Origin of the sequence: Kitasatospora sp. NPDC056273, from assembly GCF_042268845.1 — a bacterium.
Taxonomy (GTDB): domain Bacteria; phylum Actinomycetota; class Actinomycetes; order Streptomycetales; family Streptomycetaceae; genus Kitasatospora.
In genome coordinates this window covers 45,203-69,307 of sequence record NZ_JBHJSJ010000023.1, presented here as the reverse complement: position 1 = coordinate 69,307, position 24,105 = coordinate 45,203, and the positions used below count along the sequence as shown (strand labels likewise).

Here is a 24,105-nt window from a genome sequence, read left to right as displayed (position 1 = left end):
TCTCCTACTGCTGCTCGTTGTGGTGGCCGAGGACGGCGGCGGCCGAGAGCGCGAGCAGGCTGGTGCCGGCGAGGCCGAGGCGGGGGTCGGTGGTGTAGGCGGCCACGTTGAGGCCGATGGTGCCGAGTGCGAGTAGGACGACGGCGACGACGTCGCGCACCCGGCGTGCGGTCAGGTGCGCGACGTCGTCGGTCAGGTGGGGCTGGTGCCTGCTGGGTACGGTCACGGCAGGCAGGCTAGGCACTTCGGTGCCTAGCGTCCCGGCGGCTGCTCCCGCTTGCGGTTGCCCGCGTCCCCTGGGTCCGGCTTTCGGAAGTTCTCGGCCGCGGCGACCTGGTGGCGATGCTCGGGGGCGGGACGGCGCTTGCGCGTGCCGATGGGCCCTCCGTGCAGCATCTGGTCGGCCCCGGCACACGGGTCTTCGCAGACCTCGTCGTAGGGCCTGCGGCAGCGGATGCAGATCACGTCTGCGGAACGGATCTTGGTTGTGGCCGGGACGCGGTAGACGCCGCGGCGGCGTGCGTAGGCTGCGCCTTGCGTGTCCACGGGGACGTACGCGGCGATCACCCACTCGTGGAGGTCGGTGTTGCTGTCGTCGGTCGTCGTGCTGTCAGTGTTCAAGCTGCACTCCCCTCGCCAGCAGGCGCCCGTGTGGGTGGGCGCCGGCGGCAGCAGCGGTTGTTCGTCTCTGCGTGGCGCACTGTGCGCCCGTGCGGGCTTCGGGCGGTACCCGAAGGGGCGTTGTCCTCAGTACTGGTAGACGGGTATGCCGTTTTCCAGCTGGGCGGCTTGGGCCTGGTGCGCCTGTCGGCCGAGGGCCGTGTGCGTCGGCGTGGCGCCTTCGGCTCGGGGCAGGGCGGTCGCCCCGTGCGCGGTCTCGCGCGAGATCGGGTTTGTGCTCCCCCCCGCTTCGCCGACGGTGCTCCCCCAAGCACCCGGACGGCGTACGGCAGCGCGTCGTTCCGTGATCCGATTTGCGTGCTGATGGCGAGTCAGCACGGCTGGTGTGCGCAAGTTTCCCCTCCATTCCGAGAGTTACGGATTGGGGATCTCCCCCCTACTCGACCGTAGATGGTGTGCGGCCGATGCGGAATCTGCCCGCTGCACAGGAGGCGTATCACCGCTGCACAGTGAACACCGACAGTAGCGCATGTCACTTAGCGTAGTCGGCGCAAGGGTGGGGCCGTCAACGCGAGAGCGGCAGGGGGATGTTGAACTCACCGGCGATCGCCAGCACGACGTCGTACGCGTCGGCGGACTGACCGAGCAGGTCCCGCTGGAGGAACCGGGAAGCGATGCGCAGCCGCTTGCGGACGGTCTGCGCGTGGATCCCGAGGGCGCCGGCCATGCGGGCCGTGTCACCGTCGGCCAGGACCCACGCCTTCAGGGTGTCGACCAGTTCCTCCGTCAGGACCTGGAGGAAGTCCTGCCCCCAGGCCTGCGCTTCGGGGTGGGCCAGATAGTCCTGGAGGTCGGCCGGTCCAGCGTGCGTCTCCTCATCGACGTGCTCGTCCAGGAACAGTGCCTCCAACGCGGCCGCCACCACCGCCCGGTCGCGGAGGGCTTCGAGATCGACCCCCAGGATGGTCGCTGCGGCCCGCACGCGGTTCGCGACGGTGTTGCGGTGGACACCGGTGAGCTCGGCAGCCGCTCTCACCGACGACTGGAGCGTGAGCGTGAGCGTCTGGAGCAGCATGTCTCGATCCGCTTGATCCTGTCGGAGCAACGGGTGCAGCACGGCCGTGGCCCAGCCCGGGTACAGCCGGTTGAGCAGTTCTGGCAGCCTCCCCTGCGAGCTGTAGTACGCGGTCCGGGTGCAGTCGATCCGGGCCCGGGCAAGGGCCCTCAGGGCATGCCGGTGGGACTGGTCGGTCTCGGCGATCAGCCGGAGCCCGCTGGCTCCGAGGTACCGGTCGGGGCGTAGGGCGACCAGGCGGCGCAGCGCCGTGTCCATCTCGTCGTCGGTGTCCGTGACGGTGCACGGCTGCGGGGCGACGACGACCAGGTGCTCCTCGTAGATGGGGCACTGCACGACCAGGGAGAGCCTGTCGACGGCTCGCCGGCACTCGTCGTACAGGCGGTCTCGCTCGCTTGGCGGGGCCTCCAGGATGTAGACCCGGGCGGCCGCCGCGTCAAGCAGGCCCGGGTAGACCGGGGCTGCCGTACGGCGGGCCTTGAGGACCTCGCCCGTCATCAGCAGTTCCAGGATGGCGACGCGCAGTTCCCTCTCTGCGGACTGCTGGTTCTGGATCGCTGCGTCGGCGTCTTCGACCGCGAGGTGGAGGGAGAGCAGGTCAGCGGTGCGGTTGGTGACCTGGGTGAGGAGGTGACGGTCGAAGGGCGGCTCCCTGACGACGGCCAGGACGGCGCGCGGGCGGGTGCTGCCGACGGCAACGAGGCGCACCTCGGCGCCGTCGCTCTCGAGGGCTGCCGACTCAATGCGGCCGGCCGCGATCTCCTGGATCTTGTCGGCGACCGGGGCGAGCTTGCCCGCCGAGCGCTGCGGAGCCATGGCGACAACAGCTCCGTCCCGTCCGATCAGCACGACCCGGCCGCCGGTCTCGGTGGCCAGCCACCGCACGATGCGGCCCGAGCGGCGGACGTCCGGCGCGGGACGGGCCTGCCCGAGCAGCCAGTCGCGCCACTCGGCGCCGTGGCGCAGGTCGATCACGCACTCACGGGTCACCGCGTCCGCGAGATCGGCCCACGAGGTTGTGGTGGGCAGGGTGAGCAGCGGCACGCGCAAGTGCCGAAGGGCGTCGGCGAGTCCCGCGGGTACGCGGCCGGCGGTGGAGACGACGGCCAGCGCGGCAACGCCGGCTTCGGCGGTGCGGCTCACAAGTTCTTCGAAGTCAGGGTCGGTCGGGGCCCAGTGATCCAGGTCTGCGATGGCGAGGGTCGTCGAGAGGTCGCCGGATGCCCGAGGACGGTCCCCGGGGCGGACGGGCCGCACGGAGGTGATGTTGCGGGCCAGTGCGTGTGGCGGCGTGTCCGGGAATTCCGTCAATCCGAATTCGAGCATCCCGGTGAGACGCTTTAGCGATGGCATGGTCCCCCCTCTTAATGGATTATCGCGCGCTCAACCGACAGAACGCGGACATGCCAAAACTGGCGACTGCCCCCACCAGTTCTGGCTGACCGCGTTCCGGAAGACTTGCCATCAAAGCCCGGCCCATGTCCCATGTCAACGGGAATAGTTGGGCCATGCATTACCGTCGGATTGACATCCAATTCGCCTCCCGTAGACCAGGCATTTACTGCTTGTTCGTCAGGCAATCACCCGGACACGGCGGCGACCGACTTGCGGCTCGTAGGGGGCGAGCAACACAGCCTCGGCGCGGTCGGGCGAGCTGACCCCGCGTCGCCGCATCGACCTCTTGGACTCGATGACGGTGCGTCCGCCCGAGTTGGTTTCCAGCTTCGGGGCGGACATCTGGGCCTGGGTGCGGCGGTCGATGCGCAGCCGCAGCGAGCCCTGCCCGTGGGGGGACAGCAGCGATCGCATCGCCAGCCACATCTCGTCCCGCTTGTTGGAGGGACGCAGCATGGCGGCTTCGTCGTCCCGGCCCGTGCTCTCGCTGGCGAGCACGGTGACGATCTCCGCGCGGTGGAGGCCTTCGCGCCGCCAGGCTTCCAGCAGGCCGGCGACACCCCAGCCGATGCCGACTCCGTCGATCTTGACGCGTACGGGGGCGGTGCTGCCGAGCGCGGCAGCGAGGGCCTGGGCGGCCTTGATCTCCCGCAGCACGACTCCGGCGACGACCACGGCGTCCGCGTTGTCCTGGCCGGCGGTGGCGTGGCGCAGCTCGACCAGGTCACCGACGGAGCGGGCGATGGCGAACTCGTCGCCTCCGTCGGCGGCGACGTCGACGCCGAGCCTGACCCAGGCGCCTCGCCGCACCCGGTGGGCGCTGGTCTCGCCGTCCAGGCCGAGGGCGTTGAGGGCGACGTAGTCCGGGCCGTCCGGTTCGGGGTTGTCGCTGGCGCGCTCGACCCAGGAGGAGGGGATGGCGCGGGCCTGGCCCCCTCGGGGGAACCTCGCGTGCACCTTCGCCTGGACGAAGGGCGCGTCCTCGCCATGGTCCCGGATGGCCTCTTCCACCCACTGGGGGTCCACGAGGTGGGTGGCGAGCAGGTGGACGGGGGCCTGGGGCGGGCAGGCACGGCAGCGCCGGGTGCGCTCGCCGGACAGCAGCGGGGTGTCGTAGACGCTGATCGGCAGCACCCGCACCGCGGGGTCGGCGCAGGTCTGCTCGAACCAGCCGCCCTCGTCGTCGGTGGGCGGGTTGCCGATCAGCAGGGCACGGGTGTGCTCGCCAGTGAGCAGGCCGCGCATCGCGGCGCCGATGATCCGGCCGATGCCGCCGGCCTCGTCCACGATGACCATCAGGCGAGGCGCGTGGATGCCCTGGACGGCGGACTCGTCGTGCGGCGGGGCACTGAAGCCGTAGGCGACCACGACGTCCGAGCCGTGAGAGTCGGGCATTTTCCACTGGGCGACGCCGACTTCGCCGGGCAGGCCCGCACGGGCGACGATCTGGCGGATGTGGGGCCACATCTGGCGCTGGACCTGGCGGGCCCGGGTGGCGGTGGTGACGGTGAGCGCGGTGCCGGGCGGGTGGACGACGGAGGACCAGACCGCGGCCCGGGCGGCGATGTGGGTCTTGCCGGAGCCGAAGCAGCTCGGGACGGCGACGCGGCGGTGGTCGACCAGGGCCTCCAGGATGTCCCGCTGGCGGCTCCACTGGGACTCGCCGAGCACGTCCTCCACGAACCCGACCGGGTCGTCGGCCCACAGGGCGTAGGGGGTTCCGGCCTCGGTGTCGGCCGCCGCGAGGACCTGCGCCCAGTCGCCGGTGTCGAGGGTCGCGTAGAAGCGCCGGCGGACGGCCGGTGCCGAGGCGGCGAGTTCCGCGTAGAGGCGGCGGCCAAGCCTTCCGGGGCGGGGCGCGGGCACCGCGGGCAGCGGCTTGGTCACGTGGCCCTCCTGGTCATGTCGGTTGGCAGGCCACGGTGCCGGACCAGCGGTCGGGTGTCGCACCGAGCAGTCCCCGAGGAATTTACCTTGCTCTTTTTTATAGACCTAAGTCAATTTCTCTGCGAGGCTGGTACCGCCAGCCGGGGACCGCGAACCCCCGGCCCCAACCCCAAGGAGACCAACCATGGCCCCGACCAACCGGATCACTGCCCGTCACGCGGCAGTCGCCTTCGCCCTCACCACCGCCTTCACCACCGGCATGGCCATCAGCACCCACCCCACCACCGCCCCGGCCAACCCGGCGGCCGTGACCCTCAGCCCCACCCCGGCACAGCCGCTGCCCGCCACCGCCCCGGCGGCCCCCGCCGTGGCCCCGCTGGCCGACCTCTCCCCGGCGCCCGTCTGCCCCGCCCCCGCCGACGCCCCGAGCCCGGCCGCCATCACCCTGCCCGGGACGCCCACCACGGTCACCGTCACTGCCCCTGCGGTCACGATCACCGAGCCCGCCCCGACCGTCACCGTGACCGTCACCGCCACGCAGGTCGTGACCGCCCCGACGGTCACGGCCCCCGCCCCATCCCCGACCGCCATCACCACCCTGCTGCCGACCTCGGCGCCCTCCCCGACCCCGAGCACCCCGCGCGGCCCCCAGCCGAGTCACTGACCTGGACCCGGGGCTCCTCCGCCCGAGGAGCCCCGGCCCGGCAGGGACAGCACCCAGCCGCCTCCCGTCTTCGACGCCACCACCCCGAGCTGGCGCCGCGCCCGCTGCACTGTGCGCGGGGCGAGTCCGACGGCCGCTGCCGCCGCCAGCACGTCCCGGGCCGGTGCCGGGCCGGCGGCCAGCATGCGGCCCAGGAGCTTGTAGGCGCTGGTGCTCGCGGGGCGTCGCCGCAGCAGGTCCGCGCCGGTCATCGCTTCGTCGCGGCCGCGCGCGCAGCGGCTGCTCCACGTCACGGGCCGGGTCCGGCCTGCTTGGTGGAACTGCAAGCCGCCCATGACCGCCCAGCCGCTGTTGGCCACCGGCACCAGCGCCATCGCCCCGTCCACGCCGTGGACGGCCATGTGCACCGCGGCCGCGTGCGAGGACCGCGCCGCCTCCGTCGCCCTGCGCGTGGACGACCAGCCCGCACGCTTCGAGGCGTCCCGGACGGCCAGGACGGCCGTGCCGACGCGCTGCGCGAGTTCCGCGAGCACCTGCATCGCCTTCTCGACGGGGACCCGGTAGGGGCAGATCGTCATGAGGTCTACCACCACGAGGTCGGGCCGGCGCTCGCGCAGGAGGTGTTCCATCTGGTCGGCGTCGCCGGGCAGGCGCAGGCCTCGCCGCCCACCGCGGCCGCCCAGCACCAGGGCCACCTCGACCCGCTCGCCGCCCGGCCCGCAGGCCGCCAGGAGTTCCGCCGTCCGGTCCGCCGTCTGCGGCGATGCGAGCACCAGCACGGTGCGCGCTGCCTGGAGCTGCTGCCCGTCGGGCAGGGCCGCCGCCGTTGCCGCCCGCACCGCGACGTCCAAGGCCACCGCCCAGGTGCTGACGCCGTCCTCGCCGTCGATCAGGCTCAGGCCCGCCGACGGCACGTACCCGGGCCAGATCCAGCCGGGGCCGTCATCGAACGCCGGCGGCGCGACCACCACGTACTCCGGGCCCAGCCGCAGCGCCGCCGCGATGTCTTGCGTCTCGCACCCGTCGGCCAGGCAGTCCAGTTCCACCCGCCCGTCCCCGGCCGCGAGCACCAGCAGGGAGCCCTGGCGGTCGTCGTGCGCGGGGCAGCGCGCCAGCCAGCCGCCCTCGGTCGGCCGGACGTTTCCCCACCGGCGCAGTGCTGCCAGCACCGTCTCGTACTCCTGTGCCACGCACCCTTCCTCCGTTCTGCTCTCGACCGGCCTGCTGGACGTGCAGGCTGGTTCGTCTCCTTACCGTCAAGACACGCAACGGCTCGAAGGGTTGCCCTCCAGCGACAGCGCGATGCAGGTGGCCGCGTGCGGCAGGTGCAGCCGCTCGTACGGCAGCAGCGGCAGGTCCGCGCTCGGTCGGCGCGAGCGGATCGTGCCGGCGCCGTCGCGGTAGACCGCGGTGTTGCCCAGAGCGCTCGGGTTCGCGTCCACCGCCAGCCGCGCGCCTGCGGCGGTGATGGTCCAGCGCACGGCTGTAGCGCACCGGCGGCACCGGGCGAGTCCTCGCGTCGGCAGCACGCTCACGCCTCTTCGGCTGACGCGGTGTCGCCGACGAGGAGGGCCGCCACCTGCCGCCAGCCGAACAGGGCGACGGCGTGGGCCTGGCCGTGGTCGGCGATCGCCTCCAGCACTTCCAGCGGGTCGGGCTCGGCCACGCGGCCTCCGGGCAGCGCGGCCATGAGCGGCCGCTGCCCTGGCATCGGGGCCGCGCCTGCGGGCCGGTCCCGGCCACCCGAAGGCGCGGGAAGCAGCGTCAACGGCTGGCCGGCGGGACCGGGTTCCTGGTCGCGGGAGATCTCGTTCTCGATCGAGGCGAGCCGGTCGGCGACGCTCACCTGCGCCGCCGGGGCCGGCCTTCGGCGGGCCGTCCGGCGGCCGGGCCTGGCCGGGCGGTCGGGCACCGGAAGTCCGGGCTGCTCCCGCTGCTCGCGAACCCACTTGCGCCACAGGGCCTGCCAGTCCGCGCCGAGGGTGGCGCGGCCCCGGTGCCAGTCCGTGAACGCCGCCGTCACGGTGGCCAGCCCGGCCGGGCCGCCGAGGCGGTCCAGGTGGCCGTCGGCCGCCGCCCAGGCCAACGCCGCAGCGTCCGGCCAGAAGCCATCGGGCAGGGGGTGACGGCGCGCTGCCGGCCCCCACCCACCCGCACCTTCCTCACCCACACCAGCCCCCTCCCTGCGGGAGGGGCGGGGAGGGGCCGGGCGCGCACGAGGACGCCGGACGTCCCCTGGGGACACGGGCTGCTGGCCTGTGTACTCCTCGCCGGACGGGGCACAGTTTGGTCCCTGGTCGTCGGCGGAATCGTCGCCGCTCGACGGCGGGTTGCGCTGCTGGCGCTTCTTCTCCGCCGCGCGCTGACGCCGCTCCTGGACCTGGCCCCGGCTCGGGTTGGCGTCCAGGTAGCCGTGCATCACGTAGTCGCCGCGCCGGGGCTGAGGGCAGCGCGCGCACGCGTGCCCGGCCTCGTGCCACAGCCCGGAGGCGAGCAGTTTGGCGATCTGGGTGGTGGTGCCGTTCTTCACCGCGACCGCTCCGGGGATCACCCCGTCGGTCAGGTGGGCGCTCGCGTAGGCGCCGCAGCGCACCCACAGCCCGGTGGCCGCGTTGCCTGCCGCGAGGATCTTGGGGTGGTCGTCCGTACTGTCGCCGACGGCGAACCAGGGCATGCCGGTGGTCTCCTACCAAGGTGTGGGGTGCCGGGTCCGCAGGCCGACACGACGATCAGGGCGAGGCGGCAGCGCTCAGGCGGCGGTGTCGGTGGCCAGGGCATCAAGGCCCAGGAGAACGCGCAGCTTCGCGGTCGGCACGAGCACGCGACGGCCGACCGTGATCGTCGGGATGTCGCCGCGCCGGGCGGCGTTGTAGCTGGCAGCGCGCTCAAGGCCGAAGATGCGGCCGGCCTCGGGCACGGTCATCGTCGGCTGGACCTGCGGGTCAGGAAGGGCGGGAACGGGGCTCGTCGTCATGCCCGCACTGTGGTCTGCGCCGGGCCCTACCGTCCCGCCGTCCACGGCCGGTACGGGCAGTTCTCGTATGTGCCGCACCGGCTGCACCAGTACACCGAAGGCCAAATCCGTGCAGGTCAGCGCTCATGCGAGCCGCGAATGGCGGCCTTCCCCGGGGAATCCATACCGCCCGAGCCGACCGTCTTCGACCACCCGATACCAGGGCGACGACCGCACGACGGCGACACCCCGGCTTCCTCCTCGTCTACCCCGGTCCACGCCCGTCCATGTCGGCGGCCACGCTGCTGACCCCGTCCAGCCTCGGCGCGACCCAACGCCGCCATGGGCCATACGGTCACGGCCAACTCCCCACCGCCGCACCGGCCTGTGCCCTGACCAGCACGGCCTTGGTGACTGTGGGCGTGCCGCGACCGTCGCCCCAACCAACGGGGCCTGAGGGCCGATTGAGAGAGATGAGCGAGCGCGAGAAGAACGACACCCCCGGGTCCGTGTACCGCCGCTGCACCTGCCGCGAACCCGTCCTGGACGAGAACAGGCAGCCCGTCTTGGACGCCGGCGGAAAGCCAAAGATGCGCGAACTCGGCGCCCGCTGCCCGAAGTTGCGAGGCAAGCGGGCCCACGGCACGTGGTGGTACTACCTCAAGCTCAAGCCCGGCGCCGACGGCAAGCCCAAGCGTGACCGCAAGGGCGGCTACCCCGACAAGGACGCCGCGGTGGCCGCTCTGAAGAAGGCCATTGCGAAGGTCGACCGCGGCGAGGTGATCGACCACCGCACCACCGTGGCCCAGTACCTGACGAAGTGGCTTGAGCAGCGCAAGACCCTGGAGCCGACGACCGTCAGTTCCTATGAGAGCCACATCCGGATCTACCTGATCCCCGCGCTCGGCCACATCAAGCTGGAGGACCTGACCGCCGAGCCGATCACCGACATGTTCGACGCGATCCAGGCCCGCAACGTCATCATCGCCTACGAGCTCGCGGTGATCGCCAAGGCCCGCGCCGAGTACACCGAGTGGAAGGCCCTGTACGGGCGCAAGCCGGGCCGCCCCAAGAGGAACGCCCCGCCTCCGCCGGTGCCCGCGCCGGAGATACCCGGGCGCGAGCCCCACGCCCAGATGCGCATCGTCGCCCCGGCGACCATGCAGCGCATCCGCGCGACCCTGCGCTCCGCTCTCACGGCGGCGGTCAAGAAGGGCCAGGTCAGCAGGAACTGGGCGAGCCTGGTCGACCTGCCCTCCGGCAAGCGGCCGAAGGCGCTGTTGTGGACGCCGGAGCGCGTCGAGGAGTGGCGGCGCACCGGCGAGAAGCCGTCGAAGGTGATGGTGTGGACCCCGGAGCAGGCCGGCCAGTTCCTCGACGGCATCGAGAACGACTGGCTGCGCGCGTTCTGGCACCTGGCAATCTTCCGAGGGCTGCGCCGTGGCGAGGGCGCCGGCTTCGAGTGGCCGAAGGCCAACCTTGAGACGGCGGTCATCACGGTCGACTGGCAGGTGGTGACCGTCGACGGAAAGCCCCTCGGAAAGAAGCCGAAGGCCGACAGCGAGCGCACGCTCGCCCTCGACAGCCACACCCTCCGGGAGGTACGAGACCACCGGGAGCGGATGGCCGAGGCCCGATGCGACGCGGCCGAAGCCGCGCGGCCGTGGCCGGTGACCGACAAGGTGTTCGTCCGCGAGGACGGCACCGAGATCCACCCGGACTACCTCACCGACCGGTTCGAGCTGCTGTGCGCCAAGTTGGGCCTGCCGCCCGTGCGCCTGCACGACCTTCGCCATCTCGCGGCCACCCTGCTGCTCGGCGCCGGCGCGGACCTCAAGGTCGTGCAGGAGGTACTCGGCCACGCCACGTACGTGCTGACCGCCGATACCTACACCTCCGTCCTGCCGTCCCTGGACCGCGAGAGCGCCGAGAAGGCTGCCGCCCTCGTCCCGGTGAAGTCCCGAAGCAGCACCAGCGCCCCGCTGGTGTACCTGCTGGTGCTTGGCGGGATCGAGGTCGCTATGACCAGCTCTGAGGACGCGCAGGCCATCGTGGACCTGTGGAACGAGCTCCTGGTCCACGGCTGCCCCGGGCTGAGGGAACGGCCCGCGATCCTGCCGAAGAAGCGCACCCGCTGGCACGGTCGCGGGGAACTGTGGGAACGTCGGCCCCGACACCAGCAGTTGCACTCCGCCGTGGCCGGCGTCGACCGGCGCTCCGGCTCGGTGATCTATCAACTGCCGCTCATCGGGCAGCCCTGCTTCGAGTTCGAGCGCGACCTGTACACCGACCAGGCAGCCGTCAGCTCCGTACAGCTACGTCACGGCCTGCGAGGCACGATCGAAGTCGTGGCCCGCGGTACGGACGAGAAGGCGGTCAAGGCCGCCTTCGAGCAGGCCCTGGAGCAGGCCGGACGGCTGCGGCCCGCCAGCGCTCCCGAGGCCGACGACGACCACCCTCTGGGGTAGGTCGTCGTGGCACCCAGCCGACGGCCCGGGAGCCGACCGCCGGGTGACACTGCCCGTCTCACCATCCCCGGCTGCCCGACGTACCGAACGGGCGACCGGGGATGGTGAGTTCACTGATCGCCGTATGTCTGCGCCTGGGTGCGCCACATCGCCGCGTAGCCGCCGTCGGCCGCGAGCAGCGTCTCGTGGGTGCCTTCCTCGGTGATGGTGCCCTTGTTCAGGACGATGATCCGGTCGGCGGTGCGGGTGGAGCCGAGCCGGTGGGTGATCAGGATGACGGTGCGGCCCTCGGCCAGGCGCCGGATCCGCTCGTACATCGCCTCCTCGGCGAGCGGGTCGAGGGCGGAGGTCGGTTCGTCGCAGACCAGCACGGGGGCGTCGGCACGCAGGAAGGCGCGGGCGGCGGCGAGGCGCTGCCACTGGCCGGGGGACAGGTCCCGACCGGACCAGTAGGAGGGGGCGAGGTTGGTGTCCAGGCCGTCCGGCAGGCCGGCGAGCACTTCGTCCGCGCCGGCCTGCGCGGCGGCGGCGAGGATCGCGTCGTCGTCGTGGTCGGTGCCGAGGGTGATGTTCTGGCGGGCGTCGGTCTGCCACCGGGCGATGTCCTGGGGCAGGATCGCCAGCCGGGCCCAGATCTGCTCCGGTGGCGCGGCGGCCAGGTCCACGCCGTCCCAGGTGACGGCGCCCTCGGCCGGGTGGTAGAGCCCCACCAGCACCTTCGCCAGGGTGGACTTGCCCGACCCGTTGGCGCCGACGATCGCCAGCACCTCGCCCTGGCGGACCGTCACGCTCACGTCGCGCAGCGCCGGAGTCGCCGAGCCGTTGTAGGAGAAGGTGACACCCTCGGCGCGGATCACCTGCGGGTCGGCCGGCACGTCGACCGGCTCCAGCAGTGGGCGGGCCCGCTGCTCGGCGTCGTGGATGAAGTCCTCCCAGTCCCCGAGATACAGGCCCACCCTGTAGGTGGTGTTGAGGCCTGCGACCAGGCTGGCCAGCAGGATTCGGCTGGTCTGGACGGCGACGACCGCGGTCCCGGCGGCGGCGAGCGGGACGTGTCCGGCGACCACCAGCCACAGCAGCGTCCCGTACACCAGGAGCATCGCGCCGCCGGCGAGTGCGTCGCCGGTGAGCTGGTAGCGGGCGGTGGTGGCGCCGACGCGGCGGGCGTGCTGGTCGAGCCGGTCCACGAGGGTGGAGAACTGGCCGAGCAGCCACGGCCGCATGGTGTTGGCGCGTACGTCGAGCGCGGTCGGCCGCCCGGCGGTGTGGAACATCAGCGTGTGCCGAAGGCGCCGGTCGGCCAGGGTGTGCCGCTCGGCCAGGTGCTCGGCGCGGGCGGCGCGCACCGCGGCCGCGCCACGGGGCAGGACCGCCAGGAGCAGCAGCGGGACGAGCAGCGGGTGGAGGGCGGCGAGGATGCCGACGGCGGCCAGCAGCCCGAGCAGGCCGGCGGCGGTGGCGGCGATCGAGTCGACCATCAGCCGGGTGTCCTTGCTGGCCCTGTTCGCGGCTTCGGCGTGGTTGCACCAGTCGGGGTCGTCGTAGGCCGCGAGCGGGACGCGGGTGGCGGCGTCCAGGTAGCGCATCTCGGCCAGGCCGTCCACGCGCGGCCCGATCCGGGCGGTGATGGCGGTGGTGCCCGCGGCCGCGAGCGAGCGGGCGATGCCGACGGCGGCGATCAGCACGAGGGCCGGGGCGGCGCCTCGCAGCCGCTCGTCCAGCGCGCCGGTGGTGAACAACGGGATCAGTGCGCCCCGGGTGGCGTAGAGCGTGGTCGCGGTGAGGATCCCGCCGAGGAGCAGCAGGGCGGCCAGAAGCTTGACCGCGCGCCGGTCGGCCTGCCAGGCGAGCCGGATCACGATGGCGCACAGGTGCGGCAGGCGCCGCAGGACGGTGGCGAGGCCGTCGGTGCCGGCGCTGTCGTGCCGCTCGGCGGCGACGCTGTACTGCGGGAGCGCCTGGTCGGCGAGGTCGGGACGGCGCGTACGGAACAGGGAGCGTCGCCGCTGGCCGGGGTCGGCCTCGGGCTGTCGGGTGGTCGTCATGCCGGGGCCAACGATTCACCCGAACGGGTGTAACGGGTCTTCGGGGTGGCGAATCCTCAAGCGGCCGGGCCGACTTGGAGGACCGGCAGGTAGTGCCACACCCGGTCGGCCGGTTCCTGGCCGATGATCTCGCCGTGCGCCTCGGTCCAGGCGTGGGCGCCGCGGGGCAGGAACGTGGCGCCGAGGACCCAGCGCACCCGGCGGCCGGTGAGCGCGCCGGTCAGGAACGCGGCCAGCGACTCCTCCAGGCAGGCCACCCGGCCCGGCCACCAGCGCGCCGCCCGCCGCACCGCGTGGTGCGCGGCCTGCGCCTGCGCGACAGTGGCCGGGCGGGCCGGCAGCGTGGCGGTGCGGCGGGCGGCGGCGACGCCGTACCGGATCGGCAGGCGCAGCAGCACCAGCGCGGCCGCCAGTGCCACCGGCGCGGCCAGGCGCAGGCCCAGGCCAGTGGGTACGGGGGCGGCGAAGTGCACCGTCGGCTCGGCGTCGTCCGCCTCGGTGGGCCGGTCGGCCGGGGTGAGGAGATCGGCCTTCCGGAGAGCGGCCAGCACGGCAGCGAGGTCGGCCCGGACGGTGTCCGGATCCTGGCCACGCTGCTGCCAGTGCGCGGCAAGCCGGTCGATGGCCTGCTCGGCGGGCACCCCGCTGGTGACCGCCCGCCACAGATCGGCGCCGACCGGGTCCAGGAAGCGCCACGTGCCGGGCCCGTGGCGGGTGTCCATCAGAGCGGTACCCCAGGCACTGGTGCAGGAGTGGACCGCGCCGGTCGGCGTCACCACGTGATCTCCTCGTGTTCCTCGTTCGGTTCCCACCAGGTGTCCCGGCCCGTCGGGATGGTGGCCAGCCACAGCTCGGTGGCGATGAGGTAGTGCAGGCAGGCCAGCGCGGCCGGCTCCCCACGCAGCGCGGCCTCCAGCGCGACCCTGGCCGGGCGGGGGTCGATCAGCCCGGCGCCGGCCAGCAGCGAGGTGTTGAACAACGCCCGGATGAACGGGGCGTTGGCGCGCATCCCCGTCGCCACGGTGCGGGTCATCGCCGTCTTGGTACGGCGCCCCAGCAGGTAGCCGGGGACGCGGCCGGTGAACGCGGCCCGCACGAGCGGCTTGAAGTCGCCCGGGACGCGCCGCTGCCAGCCGGGCACGGCGTGGCAGACGTCCACCACCTGGTTGTCCAGGTAGGGGGCGTGGATGGGCACCTGGAACAGCTGGCGGGCGATCTGGTCGTAGGTGGCGTGCTCCTCGCCCATCCGCTCCAGGAACAGCCGCTCGTGCAGCTGCGCCGGGCCGGTCTCGGAACCGGGCGGCGTAGTGAGCAGGGCGGCGACCTGGGCGCGGCCGTCGCGGGTCAGCCACGCGGCGGCCGGCAGCGTTCCGCACCAGGACAGCGACTCCCAGGGCGCGACGAGCTGGCTGCGATCCAACGGCGCGCGGCCGCAGATCGTGTCGGCCAGCGCGTCGAGGGCGTGGCCGTACGGGGTGCGCAGCGTCGTGTGGGCCTGGCGCAGCACGGCGGCCGTGGAACAGCGGCGTTCCCGGGCAAACGCGGCCAGACGGCGGCCAGCCTCGACGCGGCGGCCGGTGCGGTAGAGGTCGAGCACGGCCGTGGGGACGGCGTCCAGGACGTCGTCCCCACCGCGACCGGTCAGGTGCGCCCCGCTCTCCCAGGCGCGGACCGGGGCGAGCTGGGCGCCCTTCACGGCCAGCACGCCCACGCTGAGGGACGGGCTGTCGGTGACCGGCAGCAGGCCGGTGAGGCCGTCGAACTGGCGGACCTTCTCCGTGTCGCCGTGGACGATCCGGTGGGTGATGGCCGGGTAGTCCGCGGCAATCCGGCGGGCGTACACGCCGTCGTCCTCGTCCTCCATGTGCCGGTCGGTGTAGGTGACCGCCAGCAGGTCGGTGAACTGCGCGGCCAGCGCCGTCAGCGTGCTGGAGTCGATCCCGCCCGACAGGTCGGCCGACAGGCGGCCCGGGAGAAGCGCGCGGCGCTCGACCGCGACGGTCAGCCGCTCCTCCAGCAGCCCGGTACCGGCCATGAAGTCCAACGGCCCCGCCGAGGGCAGCGGCTCGGTGCGCGGCGCCCGGCCGGGCTCCAGGACCAGCGCCTGGCCGGGCGGCACCCGGTTCACGCCGGTGAAGCAGCTGTGCTCGCCGAGCAGGTCGACGCCGCGCACGGCGAACGCGGCCAGCACCCGGGCGAGGTCCGGTTCGCACTGCCGGTAGGCGGCCAGCGCGAGCGCCGAGGTGGACCACAGCACGGTGCCGCCGTCCAGCAGCCAGTGCACCACCACCGTGGCGGCCCGGTCACCGGCGATGTGGACCCGCTCGCCGTCGCGGACCACGGCCAGGTAGCTGCCGGGCAGGCGGGCAGCGCGGTGCCAGCGGCCCGCCGCGGTCTGCGCCAGGGCCTCGCTGCGCTCGGCGTCGGCCGCCAGGCAGCAGCCGACCGTCACCAGCTCGGCCCGACCGTCCGGGGCGGCGTCGGCGGAGGTCTCCCAGTCCTCGAAGCCGACGGCCCACACCGTCCCCAGCGCGCGGGTGACGGGGAGCGCGGCTCCGCCGCGCGGTTTCCAGCCAACCTGGCCCGGGTCCTGCTGCCCGGTGTCGAAAGCCCCCGTCACGTACCGCATCACGGCCATGCTGTGCCCTCCCTCGGCTCGATGGGTATGAAGCAAGCGGGTGCCCGCACCCGCCGCATAGCGCGCGGCAGGTGCGGGCACCCGTCGTAGGTCTTACGACCAGTACTGGGTGTCGTCGGCGTTGTTGTTGCCGGCGGAGCCGAGGGTGACCTCGACGACGGTGCCCAGCTCGTCCAGCGCCGGCGTCACGTACTCGGCGGTGTCCTTGATCACGATGTCCATCTCTGCCTCCACAGGGGGATTTTCCGTGTCCGGCTCGGTGGCCGGCTGAGTACGAGAGTGCCGCCAACTCGCCCATCCGAAAAGATGTTTGGTGTCACTCTGTTGTCATACGGCATACCCGTTGTGATGACACCCGAAGGGGTGCTGTCATGGTCGAATGGCTGATCCAGGAGGGCGGCGCCTGCGGGCGGCCCGGGAGATGTACGGCTGGAGCGGCGCGGACCTGGCCAGTCGGATGAGAGAAGCAGCGAATCGACGTGATCGGCGGTCAGGATCAACGCGCCAGCTCATATCTGACTGGGAATTGGACAAGAAGCGCCCGACGTGGGAGTCCCAAATCCTGCTGGCGGACGCGTTCGACGTCCCCGAGGCTATGTTGGTGACGCACCCCTGGCCGAACTGGCTGCCCCACCCCGACGAGGAAGAGGGGAACATGTCGCTCAACCGACGGGACTTCATTGTCGTCACCGGGATGGCCGCCGCCCTACCGGCGATCGCCGCGACCCCGGCCTCCGCCACCGAACGCCCGCTGGTGGGTACCGAGACCGTCCAATACCTGCGGACCGTTGCGCTCCCGCTGACCACCATGCCAACCGTCGAACGCCAGCACGTGGTCCCCCTCCTCGACTCCAGCCTCACCACCGTCACCGGCCTGCTGGAGACCGCCCGCTACGACACCCGTACCGGTGTGGCGCTGAACCGGCTTGCCGGCCAGCTCGCACAGACCTGCGGCTGGACTCGCTTCGACATCGGACGCCAGGACCAGGCCGCCGCGCTGTGGAACCAGGCATTCGAACACGCCAAGGCCGCCGGCGACCGCGACATGATCAGCAGTGTCATCGCCGACTTCGCCTACCAGGGGCTCTGGACCAACAACGCGGAGGAGTCCGTGCGCCTGCTCGAACGCGCGCTCGCTCGGCCCATGCACGCGACGGTGCGCTCACTCCTGCACCTACGCAAGGCCCGCGCCCACGCGGCCCTCGGCGAAACCGCGTCCTGCCGGCACCACCTGACCAAGTCCGAAGCCGAACTCGCCCGCACCAACGCTGACGCCCCTCCGAGCTGGGCAGCGTGGATGAGCGAAGCGGACATCGAGATCGACGGCGGCCGGTGCCTCATCGATCTTGGTGACGCTGGTGCGGGCATGAAGCGCATCGACCGCGGGCTGTCCCTACTCACCAAGCCCCGCTCGAAGACGTATGCCGTGTTCCAGACCTACCGTGCCGAGGCTCTGCTTCATCAAGGCCAGGTCGAGGAAGCCACATCCGTACTTTCCAGCGCACTTGAGACAGCCCGGCAGATCGGCGCGACCAGGTGCACCGAACAGGTTGCTCAGATCAGCGACCGGCTCCACAACCACCGGTCAGTCGTCGGTGTCGACAAGCTGTTGCTGAGCGTCAAGGCCGCCCGAACGGCAGCGTGAGGCAGTCGACCGGACTGCCTGTGGGCCGATGGTCCGGCGGCCAAGGAGCCGGCTGGGCGTCGGCCCCTGCCAGGCGCCGACGACCGCCGCGCTGGCAGCTCGGGCCATGGTCCGCCTATGCCGGGAAGCTGCCGATGAACGCTTCGCGGCCTCCGGTCAGGTCGAGGGGCTGGAGGTCCACGTCGTAGTCGATCCACCACACGACGGGCACCTCCGGGGCGAGTTCGTGCACCACTTCGTAGATAACGGTCAGGGGCCCGGCGGGCGACCCGCGGTCCTCGAAGCCGAACACACCGTGGCGGCGGTTGAACGACAGTTCCGCCGGCCGGTCGGCCCCGGTGTCCGCCACGATCTCCAGGAAGCCTTCGTACGCGCTGCTCACCGTGGCGTCCGGCCAGTGCCTCAGGACGATCTCCTGCACCTGCTCGCCGGTGAAGGCCCACGGCCCGGCGTGCTCGCGGTCGGCGCTGACGTAGAAGCTGGATCCCACGGGGTGCTCTCGTTTCTCTCGGTGGTGCGGCCGGGTCCGGCCGGTCAGGGTTCGATGCGGACGCGGCCGGTGACGCCCTGGGCCGTCATGAGGGACTGGAAGTAGGCGGAGGCCTTGGGGTCGTTCGTGATGAGTTCGAGGTGGGTGACCTTGTTGCGGGGGTCCTTCAGGGCCGACGCGTACTTCTCCAGCTTCTTGGACTCCCCCTCCATGGTGTTCTCGTACGCGAACTCGAAGACCCCGTCGGCGTTGTCCAGGCGGAACGGGGACTTGCAGCTGTTCTGCTGGCCGATGTACTTGGCGTCGATCGCGGCGCCGTCCTCCGGGCGGACACCGTCGGCGTCCATGCCCAGTTCCCGCCCGGTCGCCGGGTCTGTGACGTCGGTGTACAGCCGGTACTCCGTCGACCCGGCCACCCTGACCTGGTAGGCCCGCCTCGCGTTGATCTTCGGGTCCGCCTTCGCTGGCGGCGCCGGCGCGTGGGGGCCGTTGGCCTGGACAGTCCTGCCGTCCTGCTCCATCTGCGTCATCCACGCCCGGATCGCGGCCTGCTGCTGAGGGGGCAGCAGCGGGAAGGCACTGGTCGGGTCGTGCGGCAGGGGCGGCATGCCGGGGGTGACGGTGAACGGCGGCGGCTTCGGAGTCGGCGCTGCCGCAGCGTCGCCCGCCCCGGCCAGCACGACGCCCGCGGCAGTGGCCGTGGCAAGGGCTCCTGCTCCGACCGGGATCAGGCCGGCTGCCGCGGTGTCGACCACGGCCGCGGCCTCGGCCAGCACGGCGAGTTCCGCGCTGCCCTCCACCGCTGCGGCCATCGCGACCGCCGCGGTGCCGGCCTCGGCCGCGATCGCGGCCTCGCCCCCGGCCGCGGCGACGTCGGAGCCGCCGAGCGTGAAGACGGTCAGCGCGATGCCGACACCCGCGACGATGCCCGCCCCGATGGCGAGGTCCTCCAGGGTGTCCCGAAGGTCCTCGACCTCCTTCGCGTACGCCTCGCAGGCCTGCCCGAGCTTGAAGGCCGCGTTCGTGATGCTGTTCAGCAGCGGACCCTGCGTGGCGCAGCCGTCGTGCATCTTCGACCAGTTCTGCGCGAAGCTCGTGACGGCGCTGGATGTGCTGGACGCGGTGACCCGGTGCACGCGCTTGTCGCCCTCGACGCCCAGCCGGCTGACCAGGGCGGCGAAGTTCTTCCAGCCCGCTGCGGCCTGGCGGAGCCTGGTCGGGTCGCCCTGCGGCCAGAACTTCTTGAGGAAGTCGTGGATGGCGCCGCTGTTGTTGTGGCCGACGGCGGAGTGGAGCTTGGCCTTCGCGACTTCCTCGTCGCACTCCGGGCTGGCGGACGCCGGGAGCTTCTGCGGGGCCATCATCTCGGCGGCCACGTCGACATCGGCCTGGAGGTAGGCGACTGCCATGGTGTGCAGGCCGTTGGCGGTGCCTCCGAGCTGGCCGACGGCTTGCGCCATCGCGTCGACGAGCTTCTGCGCGGCCGGGTCGTACTTGGCGGCGAACGCCTTGCCGGCGTCGTCGTCACCGGCCATACCCGCAACCTCGTCCATGGAGAACACAAGGCTGCGATAGATCTGCCTGGCCGTGATCTGCAGGTCGCTGAACCCAGCGGCCGCGACGATCATCTCCGTCGGCTTGACGTGAAAGGTGGTCATCGGGCCCCCGATTGTCCGTCCTCGTTCACGCTACCAAGGCACCGCACCAGCAAGACGGTGCTCGACAATGTTCCCCCCATTGGACGAACTCAACCGGGAGGTCCACGGGGCGATCCCCCGTGACAGCAGCAGCCACCAGGGGCTTGGCTGGCGGTCTCCACTGGAAACGCCGGTGGCCCGGGCAAACACCCGGGCCACGGACGAGCACGAGGGTGGGCAAAGGCCGAGATTTATGGTTCTGGCCACGGCTGACGGCGGCGCCCTCCACATGCACCTCCCCGATGGACGTCGGCACTCAGTGCTCACGGAACGTGATTCTGCGCCTGCCGGCAGAGCCAGGTGGACGGCCACGTACGTGGGTGGAATGGGGCCCGAAGGGGGCACTTCGGGGGCACTATCCCCGCTTCGTCCCCGCTCAGGGATAAAAGGGATAAATTGAAGGCCAGGCAGAGCGCCGGCGCAGACGGCGAGGAAGCTCCAAATACGAAAAGAGCCAGGTCAGTTGGTATCTGACCTGGCTCTCTCGCTGGTGGGGCGCCAGGGGCTCGAACCCTGAACCTACGGATTAAAAGTCCGCAGCTCTTGAGTTAGCGTCGGCGCGACGTAGGGGACCGACGGCCATGGACTCCTTACGTTCGTCACAGACCGTAGCTGCCGTCCCGCGCCTGCCGTCACTTTCAGGGTACTCCGGGTCCTTCCCCGGCGCTCCGGCCGCGACCCACCGGGCAAGGGCGCCATTCGCGGCACGCATCGCGGCCGCCGCCGAGAAGCGCCTCCTCGCCCTCGACTGACCTGCGCAGACTCCCGGCAGCGGCTGACCCACCTCAGCGGTCGAAGACGTCAGGTGGCCTTCCACCCGGCATGCCCACCGGATCTCGACGCGCCTCGAAGAACGACACGCGCATACGGTCTGCCCCGTTCAGCACGCCAAACCCTGTTCCGCCCGTCCAGGCGGACAGGTGACTGTGGGCGTGCCCGGCCGAGCCCGAGCGGCTCCACCCCACCAGAGGGAGACCATGCGCATTCGACCCCACGTTCCCACCGCCAGCCGGCTTTCGGTTCCGACCCCGGCCGTCGCCGCAACACCCGCGCACGAGGCCGATCCGGCACCGGAGTTCGACCTCCTGCACAGCGGTTGGTACTCGACCGAGGAACTCGCCACGCTGCTGAACGTCGACCCCTCGACCCTGCGGCGCTGGCGCACCGCCACTCCCCCGCAGGGCCCGCCCTTCATCCAGATCGCGCCCCGCCTCTACCTCTACAGCATCCCCGACACCCAGCTGTGGCTCGCCCAGAAGCGCACCGACCCATCCGAGGCAGCCTGAATGCCCGACCACACCCAGCTCATCCCCATGGGTGTCGACCTCACCGACGACATCGAGCACCGCCCCGACCGCCGCCCGCAGTTCCGCTACCGCGCCCGTGTGCGCTGGACGGACCCCAACGGCGGAGGCCGCAAGTCGGCTTCCTCCTCCCTCCCCACGGAGGAGGAAGCCAAGGCCTGGATCGCCCGCATGAAGCGGGCAGCAGCACGCGGCATCACCCCCAAGACCCTCACCATGCCCCTCGCCGACTACGGCGACGAGAACTGGGACCTGGCGATGCGCGGCCTGGAGACCACCACCCTCGACCCCTACACCGCCGGCTGGAAGCTGCGCGTCACCCCGGTCCTCGGCCACATACCCGTCACCAGCATCACCAACGGCATCACCGACCGGGCCCTGCACTCATGGATCGCCGACGGGCTCAGCATCTCCTCCGTCAAGAACAGCCTCGCCCCGCTCGTGCGCATCATGGAGCAAGCCGTCCGCGACGGCCTCATCGACTCCAACCCCTCCCGCATGAGCGGCTGGCAGCGCCTCTACAAGAGGGCCGAGGACGAACTCGACGATCCCCGATCCCTCGCCCTCGCCGACTGGGACGCCCTCGACGCACTCGCCAACGCCCTGGTCGAGCGCTCCCACAACCACTACCGCGGCTGGGGTGACATCGTCCGCTTCGCCGCCTGCACCGCCGCCCGCATCGGCGAAGTCTCCGGCGTCCGCGTCAAGGACATCAACCGCTTCGACTGGACCTGGGACCTGTGCCGCCAGACCACCACCGGCCCCGGCGGCCTCATCGACAAGGGCACCAAGGGCAAGCGGCGGCGCACCGTCCCCATCATCGAAGAGATCCGCGATCTCGTGAGCTGGCGCATGACCGTGGTCGGCAACGACCCCATGGCCCGCCTGTTCACCGGACCTCGCGGCGGACGCATCACCACCGCGATCCTGCGCGACGCCACCCACTGGGACGAAGTCGTCGTCTGCCTCGGCTACGAGTACCTGCGCCGACACGACCTCCGGCACACCGGCCTCACCTGGCTCGCCGACGCCGGTGTCCCCATCCACGTCCTCCAGAAGATCGCCGGGCACGGGCACATCACCACGACCCAGCGATACCTCCACCCGGACAAGAGCTCCATCGAGAAGGCCGGCCAGACCCTCAGCAGGCACCTGTCGGCCGACCGGCACAACCCATCGGCGGCAGCAGAAGCGCCAGTGCGCCATCTGCGTCTCGTCCAGTAGGCGTCCTCACCCGGCATCCATCGGAAGTCCCCACTGGCCAGCGCCGCACAGCAGCGATCCCGTCATCGTCAACCACCCTGCTATAGAAGTGGCTTGTGAAAGACGATGAAGAAGCTACGGAACCCTGGGTCCGGCTGCTGCGCCGCGAGCAGACGGCACGCAACATCCATGGCAGCCTCCGAGCCTCTGGAATCACCGTGCCACTGGACGCCGTCCTCGACCGGTGCAACCTCCCGGTGGAGACGCACGACGGTGGCTCTTCCCGGCTCCCGCCCGCATGAGCGTTCCATCTCCTCGGTGGTGCCCGCACGTTGCGCCCCAGTGTCGCTTGGTTCGGCCTTCGCTCGCACCGCGCGGCGGATTTCCGGTGGCCCCAGCCGGGTAGGGCTGCTGGCATATCGCGCAGGCAGCGCGGACCCCCATGCGGATCCGCGCTGCCGTGGACCAGGGGGTGGACTGGGTGGCACGCCGGAAGACCGTGGCGGAAATCCTCGCCGAGGCGTACCGCTTGAAGCAGCAGGCGAGAGCCGCGCAGACGCAGGGCGGTGCCCAACAGGCGACCGGCCGCGCTGCCGCCCCGGCGGCTCAACCCCGCCCCAGGAAGCGGAAGGTGGACCCGGCCGTCGAACACGCCCGGCTCCTGGCCGCCGGCGAGAAGCACCTCCAACGCGAGGAGGCCGCCCGCGCCAAGGAAGCCGCCCGCGTGGAAGCCGAGTTGGCCAAGCGCCAGACAGCTCGCCGCCGGGAGGAGGAGGCGAAGAAGCGCGCGGACGCCCAGGCCTCGAAGGAAGCCGAACGGCAAGCCCGGCAAGCCGAGACGGCCCGACTCAAGGCCCAGGCCGAGGAGAGCACCGCCGAGTGCAACCGGCGCCGTGAGGAACTGGAATCAGTCCTGCTGCTGCGCCCCGAAGGCCTGGAGGCGTGGCACCCTCACATCGAAGAGGCCTTCGCTCAAGAAGGTCCCCAGGGCGTCGCGGAGCGGATCGAGGACCTGCTGCGGCGCTCCCCTGTCCCCCTGGGCTGCCGGACCGCGGCCCAGGCGGTCTACGTCCCCGAGGCCCAGCAGCTCCTGATCGACGTCGAGCTACCCAACCATGAGATCGTCCCCGCGGCGGCCTCCTACCGCTACGTCGCGCAGCGTGCCGAGGTCGTCCCCCAGCCCGCCAAGCAAGCCGAGATCCACGAGGCCTACGCCCGACTGGTAGCCCGCCTGGCCCTGCGCGCGCTGGACGAGGCGTTCTCCGCCACCCCGGCCTCGTTCGTGGAGACCGTCATCCTCAACGGCCGCGTCAACACCACCGACCGGGCGACCGGCCAGACCGTCCGGGCCTGCGTCGTCAGCGTCGTCGCCGAGCGCAAGGACTTCGCCGAACTGGTCCTGGACGAGCCCAGGCTCGACCCGCAGCAGTGCCTCCACCGCCTCGGCGCCACCGTCTCCAAGCACCCCCACGACCTGGAGCCGGTCACACCCGTCGTCGAGGCCGACCTGTCCCGCTACCGCATCACCACCGACACCGCCGTGGTCGCCACCCTGGACAGCCGGCCCGACCTGCTCCAGATGAACCCCTACGACTTCGAACGCCTGGTGCGCGAACTCTTCGAAGCCATGGGCTACGAGACCTGGCGCACTCAAGGCTCCCGCGACGACGGTGTGGACGCCGTCGCGACACTGGCCGACCCGACCGGATCCACCATCTTCGCCATCCAGGCCAAACGCTCCAAGAACGTGGTCCCGGTGAACACCGTCCGCGCCATGTCCGGCGTCATGCAGGACAAGGACGCCGGCTACGGCATCGTCGTCACCACCTCGTGGTTCGGCAAGGACAGCTACGACTTCGCCCACCGCAACGGCCGCCTCCGCCTCATCGACGGCCGCAACCTCAAGGCCCTGCTCGCCGAACACCTGAACATCGACGCCCTGATCGGACTACCCAAGGTCCCCCCGGGCTGGCAGGCCGGCGACCTCGTGTAGGCGCGAACCCACGGCCGCCGCACGGGG

At 71.8% G+C, this 24,105-nt stretch carries 20 protein-coding genes; 6 read left to right on the top strand and 14 right to left on the bottom strand.

Annotation, left to right across the window (positions count from 1 at the left end; genetic code table 11):
* Positions 1-4 precede the first annotated feature (4 nt).
* From ACFCY1_RS21530 to ACFCY1_RS21515, 4 genes are all read right to left on the bottom strand, one after another.
* Positions 5-226, bottom strand: a complete 222-nt coding sequence (locus ACFCY1_RS21530) for a hypothetical protein (protein WP_117490170.1) — start codon at positions 224-226, stop codon at positions 5-7.
* 26 nt (positions 227-252) lie between these two features.
* A complete protein-coding gene (locus ACFCY1_RS21525) occupies positions 253-621 on the bottom strand; it encodes a hypothetical protein (RefSeq protein WP_117490168.1) in 369 nt (122 codons plus the stop codon).
* Positions 622-1,186: 565 nt separating this feature from the next.
* The gene (locus ACFCY1_RS21520; RefSeq protein WP_375875608.1) at positions 1,187-2,839 is read right to left on the bottom strand and encodes a helix-turn-helix domain-containing protein; all 1,653 of its coding nucleotides are present in this window, start codon (positions 2,837-2,839) and stop codon (positions 1,187-1,189) included.
* A 429-nt stretch (positions 2,840-3,268) separates the two neighbouring features.
* Positions 3,269-4,978, bottom strand: coding sequence for a DEAD/DEAH box helicase family protein (locus tag ACFCY1_RS21515; protein ID WP_375875607.1), 1,710 nt, complete (start codon positions 4,976-4,978; stop codon positions 3,269-3,271).
* A gap of 184 nt (positions 4,979-5,162) precedes the next feature.
* On the opposite strand from ACFCY1_RS21515, the gene ACFCY1_RS21510 reads away from it, so the two are divergent.
* Positions 5,163-5,642 carry a hypothetical protein gene (locus ACFCY1_RS21510; protein ID WP_375875606.1) on the top strand — a complete coding sequence of 160 codons (480 nt, stop codon included), beginning with the start codon at positions 5,163-5,165 and terminating at the stop codon, positions 5,640-5,642.
* On the opposite strand, the gene ACFCY1_RS21505 is transcribed toward ACFCY1_RS21510, so the two are convergent.
* The 4 genes from ACFCY1_RS21505 to ACFCY1_RS21490 form a co-directional block, all read right to left on the bottom strand.
* On the bottom strand, positions 5,636-6,832 hold the full coding sequence (locus tag ACFCY1_RS21505) for a hypothetical protein (protein WP_375875605.1): 1,197 nt from the start codon (positions 6,830-6,832) through the stop codon (positions 5,636-5,638). The two genes, ACFCY1_RS21510 and ACFCY1_RS21505, sit on opposite strands and share 7 nt — an antisense overlap.
* 66 nt (positions 6,833-6,898) lie before the next feature.
* The gene (locus ACFCY1_RS21500; RefSeq protein ID WP_375875604.1) at positions 6,899-7,123 is read right to left on the bottom strand and encodes a hypothetical protein; all 225 of its coding nucleotides are present in this window, start codon (positions 7,121-7,123) and stop codon (positions 6,899-6,901) included.
* A gap of 50 nt (positions 7,124-7,173) precedes the next feature.
* Complete coding sequence (locus ACFCY1_RS21495; RefSeq protein ID WP_375875603.1) at positions 7,174-8,316, bottom strand: hypothetical protein; 1,143 nt, start codon at positions 8,314-8,316, stop codon at positions 7,174-7,176.
* Positions 8,317-8,391: 75 nt separating this feature from the next.
* Positions 8,392-8,616, bottom strand: a complete 225-nt coding sequence (locus tag ACFCY1_RS21490; protein ID WP_375875602.1) for a helix-turn-helix domain-containing protein — start codon at positions 8,614-8,616, stop codon at positions 8,392-8,394.
* A 452-nt stretch (positions 8,617-9,068) separates the two neighbouring features.
* On the opposite strand from ACFCY1_RS21490, the gene ACFCY1_RS21485 reads away from it, so the two are divergent.
* On the top strand, positions 9,069-11,063 hold the full coding sequence (locus ACFCY1_RS21485) for a tyrosine-type recombinase/integrase (RefSeq protein ID WP_375875600.1): 1,995 nt from the start codon (positions 9,069-9,071) through the stop codon (positions 11,061-11,063).
* 110 nt (positions 11,064-11,173) lie between these two features.
* On the opposite strand, the gene ACFCY1_RS21480 is transcribed toward ACFCY1_RS21485, so the two are convergent.
* The 4 genes from ACFCY1_RS21480 to ACFCY1_RS21465 form a co-directional block, all read right to left on the bottom strand.
* Entirely contained in the window at positions 11,174-13,108 is a 1,935-nt protein-coding gene (locus ACFCY1_RS21480) for an ATP-binding cassette domain-containing protein (RefSeq protein WP_375875599.1), read from the bottom strand.
* Positions 13,109-13,164: 56 nt separating this feature from the next.
* On the bottom strand, positions 13,165-13,887 hold the full coding sequence (locus ACFCY1_RS21475; protein ID WP_375875598.1) for a lasso peptide biosynthesis B2 protein: 723 nt from the start codon (positions 13,885-13,887) through the stop codon (positions 13,165-13,167).
* Entirely contained in the window at positions 13,881-15,746 is a 1,866-nt protein-coding gene (locus ACFCY1_RS21470) for an asparagine synthase-related protein (RefSeq protein WP_375875596.1), read from the bottom strand. Before ACFCY1_RS21470 ends, ACFCY1_RS21475 begins: the two co-directional genes overlap by 7 nt.
* 93 nt (positions 15,747-15,839) lie before the next feature.
* Positions 15,840-15,968, bottom strand: a complete 129-nt coding sequence (locus ACFCY1_RS21465) for a lasso RiPP family leader peptide-containing protein (protein WP_375875595.1) — start codon at positions 15,966-15,968, stop codon at positions 15,840-15,842.
* Positions 15,969-16,272: 304 nt separating this feature from the next.
* Between ACFCY1_RS21465 and ACFCY1_RS21460 the strand changes: the two genes are divergently transcribed.
* Positions 16,273-17,391, top strand: coding sequence for an XRE family transcriptional regulator (locus ACFCY1_RS21460; protein WP_375875594.1), 1,119 nt, complete (start codon positions 16,273-16,275; stop codon positions 17,389-17,391).
* A 115-nt stretch (positions 17,392-17,506) separates the two neighbouring features.
* Here the strand turns inward: ACFCY1_RS21460 and ACFCY1_RS21455 are convergent, their stop codons facing one another.
* Both ACFCY1_RS21455 and ACFCY1_RS21450 read right to left on the bottom strand, forming a co-directional pair.
* Positions 17,507-17,881, bottom strand: a complete 375-nt coding sequence (locus ACFCY1_RS21455; RefSeq protein WP_375875593.1) for a hypothetical protein — start codon at positions 17,879-17,881, stop codon at positions 17,507-17,509.
* A gap of 44 nt (positions 17,882-17,925) precedes the next feature.
* Positions 17,926-19,539 carry a restriction endonuclease fold toxin-2 domain-containing protein gene (locus tag ACFCY1_RS21450; RefSeq protein ID WP_375875592.1) on the bottom strand — a complete coding sequence of 538 codons (1,614 nt, stop codon included), beginning with the start codon at positions 19,537-19,539 and terminating at the stop codon, positions 17,926-17,928.
* Between the two features lie 1,016 nt (positions 19,540-20,555).
* Here ACFCY1_RS21450 and ACFCY1_RS21445 point away from each other — a divergent pair.
* From ACFCY1_RS21445 to ACFCY1_RS21435, 3 genes are all read left to right on the top strand, one after another.
* The gene (locus ACFCY1_RS21445) at positions 20,556-20,864 is read left to right on the top strand and encodes a helix-turn-helix domain-containing protein (protein WP_375875591.1); all 309 of its coding nucleotides are present in this window, start codon (positions 20,556-20,558) and stop codon (positions 20,862-20,864) included.
* Entirely contained in the window at positions 20,865-22,106 is a 1,242-nt protein-coding gene (locus ACFCY1_RS21440) for a tyrosine-type recombinase/integrase (protein ID WP_375875590.1), read from the top strand.
* A 610-nt stretch (positions 22,107-22,716) separates the two neighbouring features.
* Positions 22,717-24,078: a restriction endonuclease gene (locus ACFCY1_RS21435; protein WP_375875588.1), complete on the top strand. Its 1,362-nt coding sequence runs from the start codon at positions 22,717-22,719 to the stop codon at positions 24,076-24,078.
* Positions 24,079-24,105 lie beyond the last annotated feature (27 nt).

Coding starts and splice junctions, on each gene's coding strand:
- ACFCY1_RS21440 (WP_375875590.1), top strand. CDS start 20,865: ATGCCCGACCACACCCAGCTCATCCCCATGGGTGTCGACCTCACCGAC.
- ACFCY1_RS21495 (WP_375875603.1), bottom strand. CDS start 8,316: ATGCCCTGGTTCGCCGTCGGCGACAGTACGGACGACCACCCCAAGATC.
- ACFCY1_RS21470 (WP_375875596.1), bottom strand. CDS start 15,746: ATGGCCGTGATGCGGTACGTGACGGGGGCTTTCGACACCGGGCAGCAG.
- ACFCY1_RS21445 (WP_375875591.1), top strand. CDS start 20,556: ATGCGCATTCGACCCCACGTTCCCACCGCCAGCCGGCTTTCGGTTCCG.
- ACFCY1_RS21510 (WP_375875606.1), top strand. CDS start 5,163: ATGGCCCCGACCAACCGGATCACTGCCCGTCACGCGGCAGTCGCCTTC.
- ACFCY1_RS21490 (WP_375875602.1), bottom strand. CDS start 8,616: ATGACGACGAGCCCCGTTCCCGCCCTTCCTGACCCGCAGGTCCAGCCG.
- ACFCY1_RS21480 (WP_375875599.1), bottom strand. CDS start 13,108: ATGACGACCACCCGACAGCCCGAGGCCGACCCCGGCCAGCGGCGACGC.
- ACFCY1_RS21485 (WP_375875600.1), top strand. CDS start 9,069: ATGAGCGAGCGCGAGAAGAACGACACCCCCGGGTCCGTGTACCGCCGC.
- ACFCY1_RS21450 (WP_375875592.1), bottom strand. CDS start 19,539: ATGACCACCTTTCACGTCAAGCCGACGGAGATGATCGTCGCGGCCGCT.
- ACFCY1_RS21465 (WP_375875595.1), bottom strand. CDS start 15,968: ATGGACATCGTGATCAAGGACACCGCCGAGTACGTGACGCCGGCGCTG.